The organism is Dactylosporangium sp. CA-233914, from assembly GCF_050942935.1.
Classification (GTDB): domain Bacteria; phylum Actinomycetota; class Actinomycetes; order Mycobacteriales; family Micromonosporaceae; genus Dactylosporangium.
In genome coordinates, this window is record NZ_CP192030.1 from 2,870,762 (window position 1) to 2,892,102 (window position 21,341).

The following is a 21,341-nucleotide window of genomic DNA, read 5'->3' on the forward strand; positions in this document are numbered from 1 at the left end:
GGTACCGCGGGCCGGCAGCCGGCCCGCGGTACCGCACGATGGTGGTGCGTCATCGGGCGCTTCGGCGGGTGCCCGTGACGGTGGTGCGGGGCAGGCGGCCGGCGCGGGAGGTGCCGGACAGGGTGTCGCCGTCGACGTTGACGTCGAACTCGAGGTGCAGGCGCATGGGCCGGGTGACCGACTGCCGCCACGTGATCCGCGGCCCGTCGCAGGCGATGTCGGTCAGCGGTACCGTCTCGGCCTTCGCGGATGCGGAACCTTCGATGTTCCGTGGCTCGCCGGTGAACTCGTAGACGGCGGTGATGGTGCCGATCGGGGTCTTGAGGCTGACATCCCACGTGCCGATGATCGGGTGCATCTCGTTCCCTTCCGCGTGACTGGGTGAAGACGTGTTCGTCAGGCGGCGCGCCATACAACCCCGCGCCGCTCGTACTCGAAGAGCGTCTCCACGGCATGCGCGATCTGCGGCCCGAAGGCGCGTTCGAGCAGGTACAGCCCGAGGTCGAGTCCCGACGTCACGCCGCCGGCGCTGACGAAGTCGCCATCGTCGACGACGCGCGCCCGCACGACGCGGACGCCGGTCGCCTCGAGCACGTCGAGCCCGAGCGTGTGGGTGACCGCGTGCCGACCCTCGATGAGCCCGGCCATGGCGAGCGCGAGCGACCCACCACACACGGTGGCGACGGTGACGTCCGGGTCCGCGAACGCTGTGCGGATCCGCTCGATCGCGGGGGAGTCCGCGAAGCGGGAGAGCAGGACCGGGATCGTCACGTCGCCCTCGTCGGGGTCGCCGTCGGTCGGGCCGCTGGCGCCGGGCACGATGACGAAGCCCGGCCGGGTCGGGTCGAGGTGCGCGGTCGCGTGGAGAGCGAGGCCGAGGGTGCCGCTCACGACCGGGCCGGGGCCGTCGGCGGATACGAGCCGCACCTCCAGCGCGCCGCCGGCCGGGCTGAGCCCGGTGCGGGTGGCCGGGTCGCTGTGGGCGCCGTCGGTGGCAGAGCCGGTGGCTGCCGGCGAGTCGGGGGTGGCGGCCAGGAAGTCGGCTCCGGCGGCCAGGACCTCGAACGGGGCGATGACGTCCAACGGGTCGAATCCGTCGAACAGCACGATCTGCGCGAGCATGCCCACGATCCTCGGGCGGCTGCGGCTGTGGCTCCAGTGGCAAGACTGCCGAGGTATGGCGGTATTTTGCCAACGTGCATTCCGTAGTTGTGCTCGCGCTGCCCGACACCATCGCGTTTGACCTGGCCACGCCGCTCGAGGTGCTGGGGCGGGTGCGGCTTGGGGACGGGCGGGCCGGGTACGGCGTCGAGGTCTGCGCCATCGAGCCCCTCGTCGCCGCCGGGGCCGTGCGGATCGTCGCCCAGCACGGGCTCGACGCGATCGAGCGGGCCGGAACCGTCATCGTCCCCGGGCGCAACGATCCGACCGCCGCCGTTCCCGCGGCCGCGATCGAAGCGCTGCGGCGCGCGGCCGCCCGGGGCACGCGCATCGCCTCGATCTGCGTCGGGGCGTTCACGCTCGCCGCGGCCGGGCTGCTCGACGGGCGGCGGGCCACCACGCACTGGGCCGCCGCCGACGCCTTCCGGGCCGCATTTCCGCGCGTCGAGCTCGACCCCGACGTACTGTACGTCGACAGTGGACAGTTCGTGACGTCGGCCGGGGCCACCGCCGGGGTCGACATGTGCCTGCACCTCGTGCGGCTCGACTACGGGGCCGCCGTGGCCGCCGACGCCTCGCGGCTGGCGGTGGCGCCGCTGCACCGCGACGGCGGGCAGGCGCAGTACATCGTCAGGCCCCCGGCCCGAGGCGCCGGGCCGGGGCTGGGGCCGCTGCTCGAGTGGGTCGAGCAGCACGCCCACCGCGACCTCACCCTCGACGACATCGCCGCCCGGGCCGGGCTCAGCCGCAGGACGCTCAACCGGCGGTTCCACGAGGAGACGGGGGCGACGCCGATGCAGTGGCTCAACTCGGCGCGCATCCGCCGGGCGCAGGAGCTGCTCGAGACTACCGACCTCGCCGTCGACCGGGTGGCGCATCAGGCCGGGTTCGCCTCGCCGACCAACTTCCGGGCCCAGTTCAAGCGGATCAGCGGGGTCACGCCCCAGGCGTACCGAAGCACGTTCCGTGCAGCACGGTCAACCCATTAGCAGCGCATCAGGGAAGCTGAAATCCGCTGGGACCGTACAGGCGAGCGCACCACGGCGCCTGACCGCTCAATAGTTGCCGAGCGGACAATACGAAGGTTCTCCGCAATTCGGACTTTACACGGCCAAAGCGATCGGGCTAGAGTCACCGGCAGTTGGGGCCGCTCCCGCGAGGTTTCACGGCGGGCAGTGCACCCGACCGCCGCCGTAGGGGCCGGGTGCACTGCGCTGTTGACCGCATTGCACGAAGCCGTCGTCCTGCTAGCGCCTCCGCCGCGGCCTCGCGCCCGTTCCCGGTCGACCGGGTCGGCGACGGCCTCCTGGGCCGACCTCGGATTCGGTGACGCACTCGCCGTGCGGCGATGCCGTGCCCTCGTTCCTGCGCATCGGATCCCGTCAGCAGTCCGAGCACTCCGCGAAACTCCGAAGGAGATCCGATGCGCACCCGCAGGCCCGCGGCGTTGACCGCGCTGATGCTGGGCTGCTTGGCGCTCGTCGCCACGGCGGTCGGCGCGTGCGGTTCCGCCAAGCCGGGCCAGACGCAGCTCGTGGTCGAGATCTTCGGCGACCTGGGATACCACGACCTGTACACCAAGTACGAGCAGAGCCATCCCGGGGTCAAGATCGTCGAGCACATCGTCTCGTACGACGACCACCACAAGAACCTGCAGGCGCACCTGCTGGGCGGATCGGGAACCGGCGACATCGAGGCCATCGACGGCGGCTACATCGCGCAGTTCAAGGTCATGTCCGACAAGTTCGTCGACTTCAGGCAGTACGGCGCCGACCCGGGCCAGTGGCTGCCGTGGAAGTCGCAGCAGGCGACCGGCCCCGACGGCAGCCTGATGGGGCTGGGAGCCGACGTCGGCGGCCTGGCGATGTGCTACCGCCGGGACCTGTTCGCACAGGCCGGCCTGCCGACCGACCGTGACCAGGTGGCCGCGCTGTGGCCGGACTGGCAGTCGTACATCGCGGCCGGCAAGCGGTTCAAGGCCAACGCGCCCGACGGCGTGGCCTGGTTCGACTCCGGTTCCAACGTCTTCAACGCCATCATCAACCAGGCGCCGGTCGGCTACACCGCCACCGGCAACAGGGTGGTGGTGGCGGACAATCCGGCCGTCAAGCAGGCGTTCAACCTCGCGGTCGAGGCCGTGCAGGCCGGCGAGTCGGCGAAGCTGGCGACGTTCAGCCAGCAGTGGAACGCCGGGTTCCAGCGCGGATCGTTCGCCACCGTGGCCTGCCCGGCGTGGATGACCGACACCATCAAGCAGAACGCGCCGCAGACCAGCGGCAAGTGGGACATCGCCAGGATCCCCGGCGGCAGCGGCAACTGGGGTGGCTCGTTCCTGAGCGTGCCGAAGCAGAGCAAGCACCGCAAGGAGGCCGCCGAGCTCGCCAGGTTCCTGACCGCACCCGAGCAGGCGAGCTGGATCTTCCGCACCCAGGGCCACCTGCCCAGCCAGGCCGCGCTCTACGACGACCCGGCCGTGCTCGGCAACACCAACGCGTTCTTCAACAACGCGCCCACCGGCCGGATCTTCACCGAGGCGGCGAGGACCCTGCGGCCGCAGTACCAGGGCCCCAAGGACGGCGACATCGGACCGCTCATCGGCCTCGGGATCACCCGGGTCGACAAGGGCAAGCAGCGACCTGACCAGGCGTGGCACCAGGTTCTCGAAGACGTCGCGAATGCCACCGAGCCGTAGAAAGGAACGACGAGCCTGATGGCGGTAATCGCACCCCCGTCGGTGTTGCCCGAGCGGCGCGACACCGTACCGGCAAAGGTTGAGCGGTGGTCCCACCTGCGCCGCAAGTTCGACGTGCGTGGCACGCCGTACCTCTACATCGCACCGTTCTTCGTGGTGTTCGCGGCGTTCGGGCTGTTCCCGCTGCTCTACACCGGCTGGATGGCCATCAACCAGTGGAACCGTGACATACCCGGCAGCGAGCACACCTTCGTCGGGCTGGGCAACTTCGTGCGGCTCATCCACGACGACTACTTCTGGAACGCGCTGCTCAACACCGCCGCGATCGGTGTGCTGGGCACCGTGCCGCAGCTGCTGCTCGCGATGTGGATCGCCCACCTGCTGCATCGCCGGATGCGCGCCCGCACCCTGCTGCGGATGGGCGTCCTGCTGCCCAACATCACCTCGGTGGCCGCCGTCGGGCTGATCTTCGCCCAGCTGTTCGGGCGGGACCTCGGCCTGATCAACTGGGTGCTCAGCCTGGTCGGCCTGGGCAAGGTCGACTGGCAGGCGGGCACCTGGCAGTCGTGGGTGGCGCTGGCCGTCATCCTGACCTGGCGCTGGACCGGCTACAACTCCCTGATCTACCTCGCGGCGCTGCAGGCCGTGTCGGACGACCTCTACGAGGCGGCGGACCTCGACGGCGCCGGGCAGTTCCAGAAGTTCCGGACCATCACCGTCCCGGCGCTGCGCCCGACCATCATCTTCAGCGTGATCATGTCGACCATCGGCACGATCCAGCTGTTCACCGAACCGCTGATGTTCAACCCGGGTATGAGCCCGACCGGCGGGGACTCCCGCCAGTTCCAGACCCTCGCCATGTACGTGTACGAGCAGTTCTGGACCCACGGCAAGTACTCCTACGCCGCCACGGTCTCCTGGGCCATGTTCATGATCATCATCCTGGCGGTCGGCGCGAACTACCTGCTGTCCCGACGCATTCGGAGCTCCACATGACGACCCTGATACCGGTTTCCCGGGCCATGACCGGCGAGCGCCGCGTCCGCGGGCGGTCCGCGGCGCCGGGCCGGCGCCGCGCCGGAGCGAGGACCTACGTGCTGCTGGGGCTCATCGCCGCAGTGTCGGCGTTCCCGCTGTACTGGTCGCTGGTCGCCGCGTCCAACGACAACTCCGCGGCGGGGAGCTGGCCGCCGCGGCTGCTGCCCGGCAGTCACCTGTGGGAGAACCTGCAGCGGGCGTACACCCAGGCGAACTTCGGCCTCGCCCTGCTCAACTCGATGATCGTCGCGACCGTGATCACGGTCTCCGTCGTGCTCACCAGCACGCTGGCCGGTTTCGCCTTCGCGAAGCTCAAGTTCCGCGGTAGCAACGCCCTGCTCGGGTTCCTGCTCGTGACGATGATGGTGCCGGCCCAGCTGGGCATCATCCCGCTGTACATCATGATGTCGCAGTGGCTGGGCTGGACCGGGCACCTGCAGGCGGTCATCGTCCCGGCGGCCACCTCCGCGTTCGGCGTCTTCCTGATGCGCCAGTACCTCTCCGAGGCACTGCCCGACGCACTGCTGGAAGCCGGCCGGATGGACGGATGCTCGACGCACCGGCTGTACTGGCACGTCGTGCTGCCCGCGGCGCGGCCCGTCGCCGCGGTGCTCGCGCTGTTCACCTTCATGAACGCCTGGAACGACTTCTTCTGGCCGCTGCTGGCCCTGGGCCAGGGCAACCCCACCACCCAGGTCGCACTGTCCACACTGGCCGGTGGCTACTACATGGACTACTCGCTCGTGCTCGCGGGAACCCTGATCAGCACGGCGCCCGTGCTGCTGGTGTTCCTCTTCCTCGGCAAGCAGATCATCGGCGGGATCATGCAGGGGGCGGTGAAGGCGTGAACTGGACCGTCTGGGTCATCCCGCACTTCCACTACGACCCGGTGTGGTGGAACACCCAGTCCGCGTACACCCAGACCTGGGATCAACCGCAGGCCCCCGACGCGGGGGAGGAGCGCTTCGCCTGGCCCGGGCACAGCGCGTTCAGTCTCGTCAAGGCGCACCTGGCGAAGATCCGCGAGGATCCGCACTACAGCGTGGTCCTCGCCGAGGTCGACTACCTCAAGCCGTACTGGGACACGTATCCCGAGGACCGCGAACTCATCCGGCGGCTGATCGCCGACGGCCGCCTGGAGCTGGTCGGCGGCACCTACAACGAGCCCAACACCAACCTCACCGGCATCGAGACGACGATCCGCAACGCCGTGCACGGCACCGGGTTTCAGCGCAACGTCGTCGGAGGCGTCCCGTCCACCGCGTGGCAGCTGGACGTGTTCGGCCACGATCCGCAGTTCGCGCAGGTGATGGCCGGCGCCGGGCTGACCTCGATCGCCTTCGCCCGCGGCCCGTACCACCAGTGGGGGCCCATGCTGAGCAGCTGGAACATCCGCGAGCATCGCAAGCCGTTCGCGCCGACCCAGTTCCCCACCGAGTTCGAATGGGTGTCGCCCGGCGGGGACGGCCTGCTCACCCACTACATGGCCGGCCACTACTCGGCCGGCTTCAGCCTCGACGCCGCCCAGGACCCGCAGGCCGCGGCGGCGCAGCTGCACGAGCTGTTCACCCAGCTGCGCCCGGCCGCCGCGACCCGCAACGTCATGATCCCGATGGGCAGCGACTTCAGCCCTCCCATGCGCTGGGTCACCGAGCTGCGCGCGGCCTGGGAGGAGCGGTACCCGCACGTGCGGCTGCGGTACGGCCTGCCGCGCGACTTCTTCGCCGCCGTGCGGGACGAACTCGCCGCGCGGGGCGTGCACGCCACGCCGCAGACCCGCGACATGAACCCGATCTACACCGGCAAGGACGTCACCGCGATCGACACCAAGCAGGCCCACCGCCTGGTGGAGACGCTGCTGCTGGACGCCGAGAAGTGGGCCACCTTCGCCGCGCTGCGCGGCGCGGCCTACCCCGCCGCGGCGCTCGACAAGGCGTGGCGGCTGCTGCTGTTCGGCGCGCACCACGACGCGGTCACCGGCACCCAGTCCGACCAGGTCTATCTCGACCTGGTCGCCGGCTGGCGCGAGGCGCACGACCTGGCCGCCGACGTGGACCGCTCGGCCCGCCGGCACCTGGCCCGGCACGTCGACACCCGCGGGGAGGGCACCGCGGTCGTCGTGTTCAACCCGCTGGCGCACCCCCGCACGGACATCGTCGGCCTGCAGATCGACCTCGACCCGGCCGTGGGTGTCACACTCATCGACGACGGCGGGGTCCCGGTCCCGTACCTCACCGAGGCCCTCGCGCACGCCGCCGACGGCCGGCCGGGCCGGGCGCTGCTGCGGTGGGTCGCGCGCGACGTGCCGTCGATGGGCTACCGCACCTACCGCCTGCTGCCCGGCACCGCGGAGCCGTCGGCGTCCGCGTGGCAACCCGTCGAGGCGACGAGCATCGCCAACGACCGCTACCGGCTTCGCGCGGATCCCGCGCGGGGCGGCGCCCTGACCGAGATCACCGACCTCGCCGCCGGCCGGGATCTCCTCCCGCGGGGCCGGGTGGGCAACGAGCTGGTCTGCGTCGCCGAGCACCGCGAGCATCCCGAGTTCGGCGAGGGCCCGTGGCACCTGCTGCCCCACGCCGTCGCCTGGCGCAGCGCGGACACCGCGGCGGCCGTCACCGTCGAACGCTGCCCGATCGGCGAGCGCATCACGGCCACCGCGGAGGTCGACGGATGCCGCTACACACAGCAGACCACCCTGTGGTACGGCATCGACCGGATCGACTTCGCCACGGGCATCGACGGGTTCGCCGCCACCGACCGGCTCCTGCGGGTACGCATACCCTGCGACATCCCCGGCGGCATGCCCGTCAGCGAGACCGCGGCCGCCGTCATCGGCCGCGGCTACGCCCTGCTCGACGCCGACGCGGCGGAGCACCCCCGGACCCTGGACAACACGGCGCACCGCTGGTTCGGCCTCGCCGCGGCACTGACCGTCCACCTGCACGATCCGCAGGAGCGCTCCGAGCGCTCGCGAGCGGTGTCCATCGCCGAGATCGTCGTCCCCGACGGCGACGAGGGCCTGCCCTCGACCCGGCGGCTCGCCGTCGGGCTGGCCCGGGCGGGTGTCACCGCCACCGTGACGAGCGCGACGGGAAACCGCTACGGCGCGCTGGACACCGACTCCAACCTCCCCGACTGCCGCGTCGCGGTCGGCACCCCGCAGCGCAACGCGTTCGTCGCCGAGCTCCTCGACCGGGCACCGGCGCCGTTCGCCGCCGAACTGGCCGCTCGGCTCGCGGCCACCGGCACGGCCCGCCTCTGGATCCCGGCCGAGCGGCCGCTCGGCGAGGTCTGGCGGCCGGGCGCCGACGTGCGCTCGATCCGGGACCTGCCCGTCCTGCTGATCGCCGGCAACGACGCGGACGCCGAGCGGCGGGCCCTCACCGAGCTCCTCGACGACGCCCGCGACGCGAACGTGCACGTCACGCAGCCCTCCGCGCTGCACCACGGCGAGGCGACCGTCGAGGACTACGCCGTCGCGCTGCTCAACCGCGGCACCCCCGGCTTCGCGGTCGAGCCCGACGGCACGCTGAACATGTCGCTGACCCGCGCGTGCACCGGCTGGCCCACCGGAACCGCGATCAACTTCCCGGACCGCAACGCACCGGGCGGGCGCAGCTTCCAGCACCACACCAGCAGGCGTTTCGAGTACTACCTGGTGAGCGGCTCCGGCGGATGGCGCACCGCCGGGTTCGTCGCCGCCGGGCAGTCGGTCAACCACCCGCTCGCCGCGACCGCGTCGCCGGCCGGCGACGGGGCGCTGCCGGCCACCGGATCCCTGCTGAGCGTCGAGCCCGCCGAGAACTTCGTCGTCACCGCGGTCAAGCCGCGGGGGGAGCCGCTCGCCACCGGCTCCGCGGTGCCCGCCGACGCGTGCGACAGCCTGATCGTCCGCGGCTACGAGCCCCACGGCCGCTCCGGCAGCGTCGCGATCCGCCTCGCCGGCGGTATCGCCTCGGCCACGGCCGCCGACCTGCTCGACGGCCCCGGCGAGCCCCTCGAGTACGACGGCCGGGAGGTGCGGCTCGACGTCGAGGGGTACCGGATCACGTCGCTGGCCCTGTCACCGGCTCGCGCCGAGCGGGGCGGGGCAGCGCTCGCGGCGAGCACCGAACCCGTGCAGCCGGTGTTCACCCGCTACTGGCTGCACAACTGCGGCCCCGCGCCCATGGGCAACCTGCCGGTCGCGCTCACCCTCCGGCCGGACGACCAGCCGAGGGCCGACGGCGCCGCGGCCGGCGTGCGGCTGTGCGCTCAGATCGTCTGCGACGACACCGACGCCGGCTACACCGGGGACCTGCTCGTCAGCGCGCCGGACGGCTGGGCCGCCACCCCCCGGTCGAGGCGCGTGACCGTCGCCGCGGGCGGCCACCTCGGCGTGCCCGTCACCGTCACGGCTCCCGGCGACGCCGAACCCGGCTGGTACGCGGTCGCGGCGAGCATCGCCCACCGGGGCCAGGAGCTGCAGGACGCCATCGTCGTGCCGGTGGGCCGGCCCGCGCCCGGGCCGCTGCTGCACGCGCGCGCCGAGGCCCGGGAGCTCACGCTGTCCCCGGGGGCGCAGGGCCACGTCCGCGTGCGAGTGAGCCACGACCTGCGCACCCCGCTGCGGGGCCACGCCCAGCTCATCACCCCGCACTACATCTGGCCGCTGACGAGCGAGCCGACCCGGGGCTTCACCATCGCGCCCGGGTCCACGCAGAGCGTCGAGTTCCCCATCGCCGTCCCGGTCGGGACGCCACCCGGGGAGTTCTGGGCCCAGCCCAAGATCTGCGCCTTCGGCCGGATCGCCTACTGCGAACCCGTCCGCATCGTCGTCCGCTCCGCCGGCGCCTGACCCCCGAGCCCGCGTCATGGCCGTCGACCCGGTTCGCCGCCGAATACTCGAGCTGCTCGCCGACGCGGAGCAGATCGCCGCCGTCAGCGAGCTCGCCCGCGGCGGACGCGAACGCCACTGACCGCGCGGCAGCATCCAGAATAATGGTGGAAACGCTGCCGGGGTACCGGATCACCCCCGCTGCGCGAATGGTCCGCCCGACAGACGGGAGGCTGAGGTGACCGAGACGACGGTGGCCGAGGTGATGGCCGAGCTGTCGGCGATCGAGGATTCGAAGACCCGTGCGGTGAACGAGAAACACGGTGACGACCACGGTGTGAACCTCGGCATGCTGCGCGCGCTCGCCAAACGGCTCAAGACGCAGCACGAACTCGCGCGCCGGCTCTGGAAGACCGACGACAGCGCGGCGAGGCTGCTGGCGATGCTGATCTGCCGGCCGAAGGCGTTCGAGCGTGACGAATTGGATGTCATGTTGCGCGAGGCGCGCACCCCCAAGGTGCATGACTGGCTCGTGAACTACGTGGTGAAGAAGCACCCGCACGCCGAACAGCTGCGCGTGGCCTGGTCCGCCGATCCGGATCCGGTGGTCGCGAGTGCCGGTTGGGTGCTGACCGCCGAACGGGTGGCCAAGAAGCCTGAGGGCCTCGACCTCGCGGGACTGCTCGACGTCATTGAGGCGGAGATGAGAGACGCCCCGGACCGTCTGCAGTGGGCGATGAACAGCTGCCTGGCTCGGATCGGGATCGAGCATGCCGGGCACCGCGTCCGCGCGATCGACATCGGCGAGCGCCTCGAGGTGCTCAAGGACTACCCGACGCCGCCGAACTGTACGTCTCCGTTCGCGCCCATCTGGATCACGGAGATGGTGCGCCGGCAACCCGGCAAGTAGGACGGTTGCCGCCTACGCGCGCGCTTCGCGACGTGGCGGCCCGCGAGCGGCCTCCGCCGGTACCCGGCCGGACGAACACGGGTCTTGACGGCCAGCTTACGGCGCCGTTACGGTGCTGTTGCGGTATTGATGCAATTGTGAATATCTATTCACCCCCAACTCCTCGCAGTTCCCCAAGCGACACGGGGCCGCTGGCGGCTGCCCAATTCCGGAAGGACGTGCGCAATGCAAGCCCGAACGCTCCGAAGGTGCCTGGTCGCCGCGGCCCTGGCAGTGACCCTGCCATTCACGGCCGCGACCGCCGCCCAGGCCGCCGGCGAGGACGGCAACTCGCGAGGCGGCTCGTCGTCGAGCAAGCCGCGCATCATCGTCTCGCAGGACGGCGAGGTGGACGACATGGACTCGTTCATCCGCTTCCTGTACTACGCCAACGAGTTCGACATCGAGGGCATCGTCTACTCGAGCTCGCGGTACCACTACGCGGGCGACGGGGCAGGCGTGCAGCCGTTCCGCTGGACCGGCACCGAGTGGCTCAGTCACTACATCGACCTGTACGAGAAGATCTACCCGAACCTGCGCAAGCACGCGGACGGCTACCCGAGCCCGGCGAAGCTGCGCTCGCTGTACAAGATCGGCAACATCGACAACGTCAGCGAGATGGACAAGGTCACCGAAGGCTCCGAATGGATCAAGAAGGTGATCCTCGCCGACGAGCCCGGCCCGCTCTACATCCAGTCGTGGGGCGGCCTGAACACCACGGCCCGGGCGCTGAAGTCCATCCAGGAGCAGTACCAGAACAGCCGCAAGTGGCCGGACATTCAGCGCAAGATCAGCAAGAAGGTGGTGATCTACAACATCCTCAACCAGGACGCCACCCTCAACGACTACATCAAGCCCAACTGGCCCGACCTGAAGATCGTCGACAACCAGAGCCAGTTCTGGAGCTTCGCCTACCAGTGGACGCGGCAGGTGCCGGCCGCCAACCAGTACGCGCTCAAGGCGCCGTACCTGGAGCAGAACTTCCTGACCGGGCACGGCCCGCTGCTGGAGGAGTACCGCACCTACCGCGACGGCAAGCCGACCCCCGGCGATGACCAGAACAACCGGTGGCGGCCGGAGCAGAACCTCACCTACGCCGTGCACGACTTCATCTCCGAGGGCGACTCCCCGTCGTTCCTGTACCTGCTCGACTTCAACGGGCTGCGCTCGTCGCAGGACCCGACGTTCGGCGGCTGGGGCGGCCGGTTCGCGCCGAACGCCAGCGGCTGGATCGACACGGCCGACGTCAACCCGAGCACCGGCGCGGCCGACCGGGCGTACCCGCAGACCCGGTGGGTCGTCGACCTGCAGAACGACTTCGCGGCGCGCGCCGACTGGGGCGTCACCCCGAAGTACCGCGACGCCAACCACAACCCGACGGCCTCGGTCCGCGAAGGGCTGAACCTGAAGGCGAAGGTCGGCAAGACGGTGACCCTGCACGGTCGCGGCGGCGACCCCGACGGCGACGCGCTCACCTACCGCTGGTGGCAGTACACGGACGCCGACACCTACGCCGGCACGGTCGCGCTCACGGGCGCGGCCTCGCCGACCACGTCGTTCACCGTCCCCGCCGACGCGAAGCCGGGCGACACCATCCACCTCATTCTCGAGGTCACCGACAACGGCACCCCCGCGCTCAAGCACTACCAGCGGGTCATCGTCACGGTGAAGTAGGACGGGCCGGGAGGGGGGTCGTCGGGCCACCCCTCCCGGCTCTTGCGCGCCGCCGGATGATGGGTGGTGGCAGCGCCCGCCCACCGAGAGGGACGTCGAGATGCGGCACACCTTGCGACGAGCGGCCTGGTTCCTCGCCGCATGGCTGGCTCTGACCGCCGCCGCGTACTGGATCGCGGCGGCGGCATTGCCGGGGCGGTCCCCGGTGGCCGGTCCGGACGGCGTACCCGCCAGGATCGACGCGCCATGGCTGTGGACGCCGACGGTGGCGCAGGCCCCGATCGGCCCCGTACCGATCGCGGCGGCCGGGCCGACGACCACGCTTGGAGACCTGCTCACGGGCAACGAGTCCGTCGTCGTGTTCGCCGACGCCACCGGCCGCCAGCGCACCCTGGACGTGCCGTACATCGGCTCGGCGATCCCGGGGGAGACCCTGCTGCTCTCCCCGGACGGCACCCGGGCCGCGTACACCGTGCTGCAGGGCATCGGGATCGTCGTGCAGGACCTCACGACCGGCGCCGCGCGCACCGTCCCGGGCACCGGTGAGCAGGCCACCCGCCCCATCGCCTGGGCACCGGACCAGCGCAGCCTGATCGTGGAGCGATCCCGGGCCGAGGACGCCGGCTCGCTGGGCTCTCTGGACGTCGGCACCGGCGAGTTTGTCCCGCTGCTGGACACCGGTGCGTCGCAGTTGCTGGTCGCCGCGTTCCGTCCGGACGGTACCGTGGCGGTTCAGGCCGGCGACCAGGTGTGCGTCTTCACCGGCCGGCGCCGCGACTCCTGTTTCCATCCGCCGGCCGGGGCACGGCTGGCGGGCAAGGGCGCCTGGACGCCGGACGGGCGGTCCCTCGCGCTGGTCACCGACCACGGCCGCGCCTCGGAACTCTCGCTGGTCGCGCCGTCGACCGGCGCGCCGGTCGACGGCGGCGCAGTCCGCGGGTTCCCCGGCGTCACGACGTTGCTCCTGCTCGGATGGGCGCCCGGCGACCGCGCGATCGTGGTCGCGTATCACCCCGAGCCGGACGCACCCGCCGGCTTCGATCCGGCCGATGTGGACCGTCTTCCCACCCACTTCGACTTCGTGCGGGGAGTCTCGGTCGTGGCCCTCGGCCCCGACGGCCAGGCCGACGAGCTCGTCGCCCTGTCGGGCGCCTTCCTCTCGGTCGATGTCGCGGACGCGGCGCTGGCCTCCACAGCCGTGCGCCCGGTCGGCCCTCCGCCGGCCTGGCCGGCCCGGCCCGCTCTGGTGGCCGCCGCGATCGCCCTGGCGACCGGCCCCCTCCTGGTGTGGTCCGTGCGTCCGCGGCGTGGACCGGTAGCTCAGCCGGGTACGGCCGCGGAAATGGCGTCGGGATCGTCCAGGGGGTAGAGCGCGCCGCGGGTGGCCTGCGCGGCCCGCGCCCGCCACGCCTCCAGCTGCGGCCCGGTCTCGACCCGGTCGTAGCGCAGCGTGCCGTCGGGCTCCTCGATCAGGCCGGCCCGCGCGCCGGTCGCCCGGCCGTCCGGTGGAGACGGGAACAGGGTCAGCGTCGCGCCCGGGCGCAGTGACTCGCGCAGCGTCGCCAGGTCGGCGCCGGGCTCGACGAGCAGCCACCGGCCGTCGCCCGGGCCCGTCGACTCCAGCAGCGGCAGGGCGGCCCCGGCCGCGGCGGCCCGGTCGGCGGCCTCCGACCACCAGGCGTCGCCGGCGACGGGCAGCGGCGGCGCGATCGTCGCGGCCCGCTTCGCCATGTCCAGGAGCGTCATCGGCCGCTCGTCGCGGCCCGGCAGCGCCGCCACCCCGGTCGCCAGCATGACGACGTACACCCGCCGCCGCAGCCCGAGACCGCCGCGACGAGCACCACCGCCAGGCCCAGCCGCACGGCGACGATCGGCACCATCCACCGCAGCCGCTCGCCGAACGCACCGGTGGCCATCAGGTCCGCCTTGGGCAGCACGAAGGCGGTGACGAGCGTGACCGCGGCGCCGACCTGCCACAGCGTCATCGGCGTGGTGCGCAGGACCGGGGCGGGGTCCGCGCCGAGGTCGCGCACCACCCGGCCGGTCATCACGAACCAGACGGCGTAGACGAGCAGCAGGCCCCAGAGCAGCACCATCTCGGTGACGCCGAGGTTCTCCCCGGCGGCGAGCCGGCCGAGGTCCGGCCCCGGCAGCGTGGCCAGGACCCGGGCGAGGTACACGAGGTCGAACGCGGCGACGACGGCGAAGACGCCGATCGCGGCGAGCAGCATCCACATGACCGCCTCGATGCGGGCGCCCGCCCCGCCGGCCGCGCGCCGGAACGGCGGCGCCGCTTGCGTGCCGGCCGTCATACCCGCCACCCCCGCGCGACCCGCACCAGCGCATCGGCCCGGTCGGCATCGCCGGTGCGCACCGCCCACCGGTCACCGGCGACGAGCGCGTCCGGGAAGCCGGCCAGGCCGGACGTGACGACCACGACCCGCAGGTCCTCCACCCACGCGTCGCGCTGGGCGTTGTCGTCGAACGTCACCGCCGTGACGTCGAAGCCGTCCTCCGTGCACGTGACGGTCTCCCGCACCCCGCGCTCGCCGAGGCGGGCCTGGCCGCCGGTGCACCCGGCGAGGCGGGCCACGTCGACGGCGAAGGGGGGATCGGCGGGCCCGCTGCCGGTCGCCACGCCGAACCCGGCGATCAGCGCGACGCCGGTCAGCGACCACCCGAGCGGGTGGATTTTCACGGCGCAGACTGTAGCGCCTGCCACCGCTCGGCGTTGTCCCGTCGTCACCTTCCGCCGAATGGCCCGGGCTCCGGGCCCCGCTGCTCCTGGCCGCCTACGGGCAGTTTCACGCTGACGGACGTGCCGCGGCCGACCGGGCTGGTCAGTGACAGCGTGCCGCCGAGCGCCTCGACGCGGTCGCGCACGCCGGCCAGGCCCTCATACGGCTCCGCGCTGCCGGCGCCGTCGTCGTGGACGGTCACGCTGAGGACCTCGACCGGCGCGGATTCGCCCAGTGCCGATTCGTCGGCGATGATGCCGAGCTCCACCTCGATCGCCGAGGTGTCGGCCTGTTCGGCCGAGCTGGCGAGCGCCTCGGAGATCATGTGGTACGCGGCGACCTCGACGTAGCCGGGCAGGCGACGGTTCGGCCCGCCGTGGACCGTCACCGGGACCGGGCAGCGACGGGCGAGCGCCTTGACCGCGGGGAGGAGCCCGCCCTGAGAGAGCAGCGACGGATGTATGCTGCGGACGATCCCCTGGAGGTCCTCGAAGGCGCCGGACAGCCCCGCCGAGGTGTTCGACAGCCGGGACCGCAGCTCGCCGAGATCCTCGGGGACCAGCGCCTCGGCGACGCGCAACTCGATTCCGAGCGAGATGAGCCGCTGCTGCACGCGATCGTGGAGTTCGCGTTCGATGCCGCGGCGGGCCTCGTCCGCGGCGAAGACGAGCCGGGCCCGTGACGCGGTGAGCTCCGCGCGGCTCTCGGTGTTGGCGATCGCGGTCGCGACGAGCTCCGTGAACTGGGCGAGATTGTGTTCGGTGCCGGGTGGCGGTGTGCCGGTCCTGCCCCAGTGGGCGATGAGGACGCCCCAGACCTGGCCGTCGACGATGATCGGCGCGCCGACGGAGGCGCGGAAGCCCCCGGCGCGGACGAGGTTGACGAGCCGGTCGCCGTCCTCCTCGTACGAATCCATGCGGGCCGGACGGGCGTCGCGCAGCACCAGCTCCGCGAGGCCGCCGGAGGAGTCGAGCCGATTGCCCAGCAGCGGCTCGACTCCTGACTTCTTGCTGCACTCGGCGACGACGCTCACCGTGCTGTCACCCTCCCGGCGCAACACCCGGGTGGTGTCCGGGTCGAACAGCTCGGCCGCCTCGGCGGCGACCGCGGCGACGAGCTCGGCGGGAGCGACGCCGTGGGCCACGAGCTCCGCCACCCGCCGCAGTGCCGCCTGTTGCGTGAGCAGTGCCTGCAGCTCGGTCCGGCTCGCCTGCAGCGACCTGCCGGCCCGCAACACGGTCGCCAGCCCGGGCACCACCCCGTCGCGCAGGCGCACCATGACCCGCTCCGGCAGATCCGCGGGCACGACGAGCGCGCCCGGCTGCAGTGGCAGCTGGACCCACCCCTCGTGCGGCGGGACCGCGTCGAGCTCGATCGCGGCGTGTGGCAGCCGCATGGCGTGGGCGATGCAGGCGGAGGCTTGCGGAAGTACCGCTCGCATATCGTCGGCGCCGAGGATGAGCCGGGTCAGCTCGGCGACCGCGTCGGTCTCCCGGCGCCGTTCGACGGTCTCGATCGCCCGCGCACGGGCCAGCTGGGCCACCGAACCGGCGATCCCGGCGACCATGAGGTACACCGAGAGCACCAGCCAGTCCCGCCAGTCCTCCGTCGCGAAGCGCCCGATCGGCGCGGTGAAGAAGAAGTCGAAGGTGAGCGCGCAGACGAACGACGTGGCCACGCCCAGCCACAAGCCCCACACCGTGGAGACGACGAGCAGACCGGGCAGGTAGACAACGGCCAGGGCCTCTGTCGCAACGATGTTCCGCAGCGGGAAGAACAACAGGGTCTCCGCGACGATGAACCCGATGCTGACTGCGATCCCCACGGCGATTGGCGGCGGACTCGGCCGTACCAGCCACGTCGCCAGGCGTCCCTGCATCATCGTTCCTCTTGTTGAGTTCTGCCGTGTCGGGGCGGGCAGAGCCGGTCGAGCGGAGGCAACGAGTTGATGCTAGGGCGGTGTTCGCCGACGCCGGAGTCGTGGTGGTCCGGGGCGCCACGGACCACCCCCGGATTCACCCTTCCACGCTCGTCGCGGGGGCATCCCCCGGTGGCCACAACTGATTGACTTCTGTAACTTTCCGGGGCCGTTCCAGCACGGTGGCGGTGCGCCGCCGGCAGTTTTGCCCACCGCGGCCGGGCGACCGTAGCGTCGCCGCGCATGAGCGACTTGAGAAGGGTCATTGCCGCGGCGCTGACGTCCGTCGCCGGTGCCGTGTTCGTCATCGCCGCCATGGTGGGCCCGGCGGCCGCCGGGCCCACCGAGCGGGGCGCGCTGAACGCCCCGCTGGCCGCCGCGGGGGTTTCCAGCGTCGCCGCGGGCTACGCCCACACCTGCGCGATCCGTACCGACGCGACGCTGTGGTGCTGGGGCAGCAACTGGAGCGGCGAGCTCGGTGACGGCACCGGCGTGGACCGGACCACGCCCGTGCGGGTCGGCACCGCCGCCACCTGGTCCGGCATCGACGCCGGGGCCAGTCACACGTGCGCGGTCCGGACCGACCACACGCTGTGGTGCTGGGGCCGGAACTTCCGCGGCCAGCTCGGCGACGGCACCACCACGAACCGGACGGCCCCCGTGCAGATCGGCACGGCGACCACCTGGGCGAGCGTCAGCGCCGGCGACAGCCACACCTGCGCCGTGCGTACCGACGGCACGCTGTGGTGCTGGGGCTTCAACCGTCTGGGGCAGCTGGGTCTCGGTTCGTCCGTCTACACCGTGAGCACCCCGCAGCAGGTCGGCACGGCGACCACCTGGGCGAGCGTCACGGCCGGCTTCGCCCACACCTGCGCGACCCGCGCCGACGGCACCCTGTGGTGCTGGGGCGACAGCTCGTCCGGCCAGCTCGGCCTGGGCAGTGTGGCCTACTCGACCGCCCCGGCGCAGGTCGGCACCGCGACCACGTGGAGCGGCGCCACCGCCGGGTACGCCTTCACCTGCGCGGTCCGGACCGACCACACCCTGTGGTGCTGGGGTGAGAACGGCTACGGCCAGCTGGGCGCCGGCGTCACGTACCAGACCACGCCAATGCAGGTCGGCACGGTCAACACCTGGAGCCGGGTGAACGCGGGCGACGACACGGCGTGCGCCGCGCGCACCGACGGCAGCCTGTGGTGCTGGGGCAACAACATGGCCGGCCAGCTGGGCGACGGCACCACGACGAACCGGTACGCCCCGACCCGCGTCGGCACCGCCACCACCTGGACGACCGGCCTGGCCGTCAACTACCACACCTGCGTGATCCGCACCGACGCCGGCCTGTGGTGCTGGGGCAACAACGCCAACGCGCAGCTGGGCGACGGCACCACCACCCAGCGGTCGGCCCCGGCGCAGGTGACCCTGCCGTAGCCGAACCCTGTCGCGGCCCGGGCCGGTGCGGTTGCCCGGCCCGGGCCGGCGGGATCAGTACACGCTGGTGGTGCTCGCGCTGCCGAAGCCCGGCGCGGTGACGGTGAGCCGTAACGCGTGGTCCGGCCGGCCCTTCGGCGCGGGCAGTGACACCGGCCCGGTGCCGGGGTGGGCCGGCAGCGTGTACGTGAGGCTCTGCGGCCAGGCGATCTGCTGGCTGGAGCCCGGAATGTTCTGCAGGACGTAGTAGTCCCACCGGACCTCGAACCCGGACTCGCCGGCCACGTTGTCGTCGAACGCGATCATCCACCGGCCGCCGGTGAAGTCGTACCAGGACCGGATGTTCGCCACCACCGGCACGTCGTAGCTCTTGCAGCCGATCTGCCGGTTGGCCGCCGGGGTGGCACCGGCCAGGGGCACGTTGAGCGCCCACGCGCACACGGTGTGGGCCCCGTGCCCCGACGGCGCGAACCCGTCGAAGGTCCGGTCGGCGCGGGTGGTCAGCCCCTGCACGAAGGCGCCGTCGACGTAGATGTGCACCTGGATCGGGCCGTTCGCGTCGGCGTCGGCGGCCCAGCCGGTGACGCGCACCCCGTTGCCGACGAACGTCACAGTGTCGAGGGATCCGAGCGGCGGGGCGTCGACGGGCCCGGGGTCGGGATCGGGATCGGGATCGCCACAGCTCGGCGGCGGGACGGGCCGGTCACACAGCGGCGACGCGTGACCGGCGGTGCCGGGCGCGGCAAGGGACCCCGCGAGGGCCAGCAGCACGGCGGCCCCGGCGCGGACGAGTGTTCTTCTCATACGGCCGAGTAGAGCGACCGGCCGTCCCGGGCCACCAGGGACAGTCGTCCCGGGCGACCGGGCATCGCCCCCATCAATGCGGCAAATCCGGCGGACCGCATCCCCGCGGCGTAGATCTCGCGGAATTCGTTCATCCGTACTCAGGTCCGGGGCCGTAGGGACGATGTAGACGGCACCCTACGCCGCCCGAAATGGCTGTAGAGTCCGGCGCAATGAATGGAGTGCCGTGAGCACATCCGATGAGCAGCGGGCTCGCCCGGCGGCGAGTGCCGCGATGTTACGCGACCCCGTGTTACGCGTCCTGCTCGTGCTCACTGCCGCCTTCACCGTCTGGTATGCGCTGCCCGGGGCCGCGGCGGTGGCCAAGCTGGCGCTGTTCTGGCCCCTCCAGGTGCTGCTCGACGTCGTGTTCGCGGTGTTCTCGGCGCGGATGAGCTCGCGGCCGGGCGTGTCGGGGGCGCACCGGCGGTTCTGGCGGCTCATCGCGGTCGCGGCCGTGTTCTTCACCGTTGCCGACTCGGTGCAGGGGGTCCAGACGTTCGCGACGCCCGTGGACGGGATGGTGCAGGGCGGGGCGGTGCAGTCCGGGCTGGTCACGTGCGGGTCGCTGGTCTGCCTGCTCGCCATGGTCCTGCACCCGACCCGCACCGCCGGGCGGGAGCGGCTGCGGTTCACGCTCGACGCGGCCACGGTGGTCGCCGCGACCATGGTCTTCGTGTGGTACCTGCTGCCCAGCGGTGACTGGCGGGCCGGCGGCGGGGCGCTGCTGCTCGCCCTGGCCTCGGCCGGGGTCAGCCTCGCGGGCTCGTTCGGGCTCGTCAAGCTCATGCTCGGGCGCAACATGCCGTTCACCCCGATCGCCGGCTGGAGCGCGGGGCTGGCCAGCGTGCTCGTCGGGCTCAGCACGGGGCTGACGCCGGCGCTGGTGGGGGTGGCCCGGCCCGAGGTGGCGATGCTCGCCCGGCTGCTGCCGTGCGCGCTGCTGGCCGCGGTGCCGCGGATCAACGAGGTGAACCTGCGCGCCGATCCGGACATCCTGCAGCGGCGCCCGGCGCGGCCGTTCAGCCTGCTGCCGTACTTCGGTGTCGTCGCCGCCTTCGCGCTGCTGGTCGTGTCCCTGACCGGCGGCCCGCTGACGGTGAAGGTGTGGGGTGTCGTCATCGGCGTGGTGCTGGTCACCGGCATCGTGGTGACCCGGCAGCTGATCGCGTTCACCGACAACGCCCGGCTGCTGGGCCAGCTCGATCGGAGCCTGCACGCGCTGGCCGAGCAGGAGGAGCGGTTCCGGGCCCTGGTCCAGCACTCCTCCGACATCACGGTCATCGCCGGCCCCGACCACGTGCTGACCTACGCGAGCCCGGCCGTCGAGCGCACCTTCGGCGTCCCGCCCGACGCGGTGATCGGCCGGCGCATCGAGGAGCTCATCGTGCCCGCGGGCCACGACGCGCTGCGCTCGCGCCTGGCCGACCTGCTGACCCGGCCCGGCACGAGCATCACGCTGCGGCTGCAGGTCGAGCGCTCCGACGGGACCGTGCGCTGGCTGTCGGCCGTGGCCACGAACCTGCTGCACGTGCCGAGCATCCGCGGGGTGGTGTACAACGCCCACGACATCACCGAGGTCATCGCGTTCCAGGACCGGCTGCGCCACGAGGCGACCCACGACCCGCTGACCGGCCTGGCCAACCGGGCCCTGTTCGCCGAGCGCATCGCCGTGGCCGGCGGGTCCGCCTCGATCCTCATCATCGACCTGGACGGGTTCAAGGCGGTCAACGACACCTTCGGCCACCACGCCGGCGACGCCCTGCTGCGCGCGGTCGCGGACCGGCTGCGCGGCTGCGTGCGCCCGGCGGACACGGTCGCGCGGCTCGGCGGGGACGAGTTCGCGGTGCTGCTGCCGGGGACGCCGCTGGAGTACGCCGAGGAGCTCACCCGCCGCGTCCACGAATCCTTCGCCGAGCCGGTCGTCATCGACGGCGCCCGGGTGCCGATCCGCGCCAGCATCGGTGCGGCCTGCGGCGCGCTCTCCGACTCCGACACGCTCCTGCGGGCCGCGGACGCGGCGATGTACTCCGTCAAGCACGCCCCGGACCGCCAGCTGACCTGGTGACCACGCGGCC

General features: G+C 72.2%; 17 protein-coding genes. 10 read left to right on the top strand and 7 right to left on the bottom strand.

From position 1 onward, the window contains the following. Positions 1–49: 49 nt before the first annotated feature. Both ACQPY0_RS13335 and ACQPY0_RS13340 read right to left on the bottom strand, forming a co-directional pair. Entirely contained in the window at positions 50–358 is a 309-nt protein-coding gene (locus ACQPY0_RS13335) for a hypothetical protein (protein WP_432988437.1), read from the bottom strand. 38 nt (positions 359–396) lie between these two features. Next, positions 397–1,122, bottom strand: coding sequence for a DJ-1/PfpI family protein (locus ACQPY0_RS13340; RefSeq protein ID WP_432988439.1), 726 nt, complete (start codon positions 1,120–1,122; stop codon positions 397–399). A gap of 74 nt (positions 1,123–1,196) precedes the next feature. Here ACQPY0_RS13340 and ACQPY0_RS13345 point away from each other — a divergent pair, with 74 nt between their 5' ends. The 8 genes from ACQPY0_RS13345 (at position 1,197) to ACQPY0_RS13380 (ending at position 13,702) form a co-directional block, all read left to right on the top strand. After that, complete coding sequence (locus ACQPY0_RS13345; protein WP_432988441.1) at positions 1,197–2,150, top strand: GlxA family transcriptional regulator; 954 nt, start codon at positions 1,197–1,199, stop codon at positions 2,148–2,150. Positions 2,151–2,584: 434 nt separating this feature from the next. Beyond that, positions 2,585–3,853: an ABC transporter substrate-binding protein gene (locus tag ACQPY0_RS13350; RefSeq protein WP_432988443.1), complete on the top strand. Its 1,269-nt coding sequence runs from the start codon at positions 2,585–2,587 to the stop codon at positions 3,851–3,853. Positions 3,854–3,871: 18 nt separating this feature from the next. Next, complete coding sequence (locus ACQPY0_RS13355; protein WP_432988445.1) at positions 3,872–4,849, top strand: carbohydrate ABC transporter permease; 978 nt, start codon at positions 3,872–3,874, stop codon at positions 4,847–4,849. Positions 4,850–4,875: 26 nt separating this feature from the next. Next, positions 4,876–5,739, top strand: a complete 864-nt coding sequence (locus ACQPY0_RS13360; RefSeq protein WP_432995214.1) for a carbohydrate ABC transporter permease — start codon at positions 4,876–4,878, stop codon at positions 5,737–5,739. Further along, complete coding sequence (locus ACQPY0_RS13365; RefSeq protein ID WP_432988447.1) at positions 5,736–9,731, top strand: glycoside hydrolase family 38 C-terminal domain-containing protein; 3,996 nt, start codon at positions 5,736–5,738, stop codon at positions 9,729–9,731. Before ACQPY0_RS13360 ends, ACQPY0_RS13365 begins: the two co-directional genes overlap by 4 nt. Before the next feature lie 244 nt (positions 9,732–9,975). Further along, complete coding sequence (locus ACQPY0_RS13370; RefSeq protein ID WP_432995217.1) at positions 9,976–10,620, top strand: DNA alkylation repair protein; 645 nt, start codon at positions 9,976–9,978, stop codon at positions 10,618–10,620. Positions 10,621–10,845: 225 nt separating this feature from the next. Beyond that, positions 10,846–12,333: a nucleoside hydrolase-like domain-containing protein gene (locus ACQPY0_RS13375; protein ID WP_432988449.1), complete on the top strand. Its 1,488-nt coding sequence runs from the start codon at positions 10,846–10,848 to the stop codon at positions 12,331–12,333. Between the two features lie 100 nt (positions 12,334–12,433). Next, positions 12,434–13,702 carry a hypothetical protein gene (locus tag ACQPY0_RS13380; protein WP_432988451.1) on the top strand — a complete coding sequence of 423 codons (1,269 nt, stop codon included), beginning with the start codon at positions 12,434–12,436 and terminating at the stop codon, positions 13,700–13,702. On the opposite strand, the gene ACQPY0_RS13385 is transcribed toward ACQPY0_RS13380, so the two are convergent. From ACQPY0_RS13385 to ACQPY0_RS13400, 4 genes are read right to left on the bottom strand one after another with little or no spacing between them, the layout of a single operon-like run. Next, a complete protein-coding gene (locus ACQPY0_RS13385) occupies positions 13,654–14,079 on the bottom strand; it encodes a hypothetical protein (RefSeq protein WP_432988453.1) in 426 nt (141 codons plus the stop codon). The genes ACQPY0_RS13380 and ACQPY0_RS13385 overlap by 49 nt on opposite strands. Next, complete coding sequence (locus tag ACQPY0_RS13390) at positions 14,076–14,645, bottom strand: hypothetical protein (protein WP_432988455.1); 570 nt, start codon at positions 14,643–14,645, stop codon at positions 14,076–14,078. Before ACQPY0_RS13390 ends, ACQPY0_RS13385 begins: the two co-directional genes overlap by 4 nt. Then, complete coding sequence (locus tag ACQPY0_RS13395; RefSeq protein WP_432988457.1) at positions 14,642–15,031, bottom strand: hypothetical protein; 390 nt, start codon at positions 15,029–15,031, stop codon at positions 14,642–14,644. The genes ACQPY0_RS13390 and ACQPY0_RS13395 overlap by 4 nt, the downstream gene beginning before the upstream one ends. Before the next feature lie 44 nt (positions 15,032–15,075). Then, a complete protein-coding gene (locus tag ACQPY0_RS13400; protein WP_432988459.1) occupies positions 15,076–16,953 on the bottom strand; it encodes a sensor histidine kinase in 1,878 nt (625 codons plus the stop codon). Positions 16,954–17,232: 279 nt separating this feature from the next. Here ACQPY0_RS13400 and ACQPY0_RS13405 point away from each other — a divergent pair, with 279 nt between their 5' ends. Further along, entirely contained in the window at positions 17,233–18,420 is a 1,188-nt protein-coding gene (locus tag ACQPY0_RS13405) for an RCC1 domain-containing protein (RefSeq protein ID WP_432988461.1), read from the top strand. A gap of 54 nt (positions 18,421–18,474) precedes the next feature. On the opposite strand, the gene ACQPY0_RS13410 is transcribed toward ACQPY0_RS13405, so the two are convergent. Then, the gene (locus tag ACQPY0_RS13410; protein ID WP_432988463.1) at positions 18,475–19,224 is read right to left on the bottom strand and encodes a hypothetical protein; all 750 of its coding nucleotides are present in this window, start codon (positions 19,222–19,224) and stop codon (positions 18,475–18,477) included. A 226-nt stretch (positions 19,225–19,450) separates the two neighbouring features. Between ACQPY0_RS13410 and ACQPY0_RS13415 the strand changes: the two genes are divergently transcribed. Continuing rightward, a complete protein-coding gene (locus ACQPY0_RS13415; protein WP_432988465.1) occupies positions 19,451–21,331 on the top strand; it encodes a diguanylate cyclase domain-containing protein in 1,881 nt (626 codons plus the stop codon). Positions 21,332–21,341: the final 10 nt, after the last annotated feature.

Bases quoted from the DNA above. Each gene is read 5' to 3' on its own strand.
- ACQPY0_RS13335 (WP_432988437.1), bottom strand. From the start codon at position 358: ATGCACCCGATCATCGGCACGTGGGATGTCAGCCTCAAGACCCCGATC.
- ACQPY0_RS13340 (WP_432988439.1), bottom strand. From the start codon at position 1,122: ATGCTCGCGCAGATCGTGCTGTTCGACGGATTCGACCCGTTGGACGTC.
- ACQPY0_RS13350 (WP_432988443.1), top strand. From the start codon at position 2,585: ATGCGCACCCGCAGGCCCGCGGCGTTGACCGCGCTGATGCTGGGCTGC.
- ACQPY0_RS13355 (WP_432988445.1), top strand. From the start codon at position 3,872: ATGGCGGTAATCGCACCCCCGTCGGTGTTGCCCGAGCGGCGCGACACC.
- ACQPY0_RS13360 (WP_432995214.1), top strand. From the start codon at position 4,876: ATGACCGGCGAGCGCCGCGTCCGCGGGCGGTCCGCGGCGCCGGGCCGG.
- ACQPY0_RS13370 (WP_432995217.1), top strand. From the start codon at position 9,976: ATGGCCGAGCTGTCGGCGATCGAGGATTCGAAGACCCGTGCGGTGAAC.
- ACQPY0_RS13375 (WP_432988449.1), top strand. From the start codon at position 10,846: ATGCAAGCCCGAACGCTCCGAAGGTGCCTGGTCGCCGCGGCCCTGGCA.
- ACQPY0_RS13380 (WP_432988451.1), top strand. From the start codon at position 12,434: ATGCGGCACACCTTGCGACGAGCGGCCTGGTTCCTCGCCGCATGGCTG.
- ACQPY0_RS13385 (WP_432988453.1), bottom strand. From the start codon at position 14,079: ATGACGCTCCTGGACATGGCGAAGCGGGCCGCGACGATCGCGCCGCCG.
- ACQPY0_RS13390 (WP_432988455.1), bottom strand. From the start codon at position 14,645: ATGACGGCCGGCACGCAAGCGGCGCCGCCGTTCCGGCGCGCGGCCGGC.
- ACQPY0_RS13400 (WP_432988459.1), bottom strand. From the start codon at position 16,953: ATGATGCAGGGACGCCTGGCGACGTGGCTGGTACGGCCGAGTCCGCCG.
- ACQPY0_RS13405 (WP_432988461.1), top strand. From the start codon at position 17,233: ATGAGCGACTTGAGAAGGGTCATTGCCGCGGCGCTGACGTCCGTCGCC.
- ACQPY0_RS13410 (WP_432988463.1), bottom strand. From the start codon at position 19,224: ATGAGAAGAACACTCGTCCGCGCCGGGGCCGCCGTGCTGCTGGCCCTC.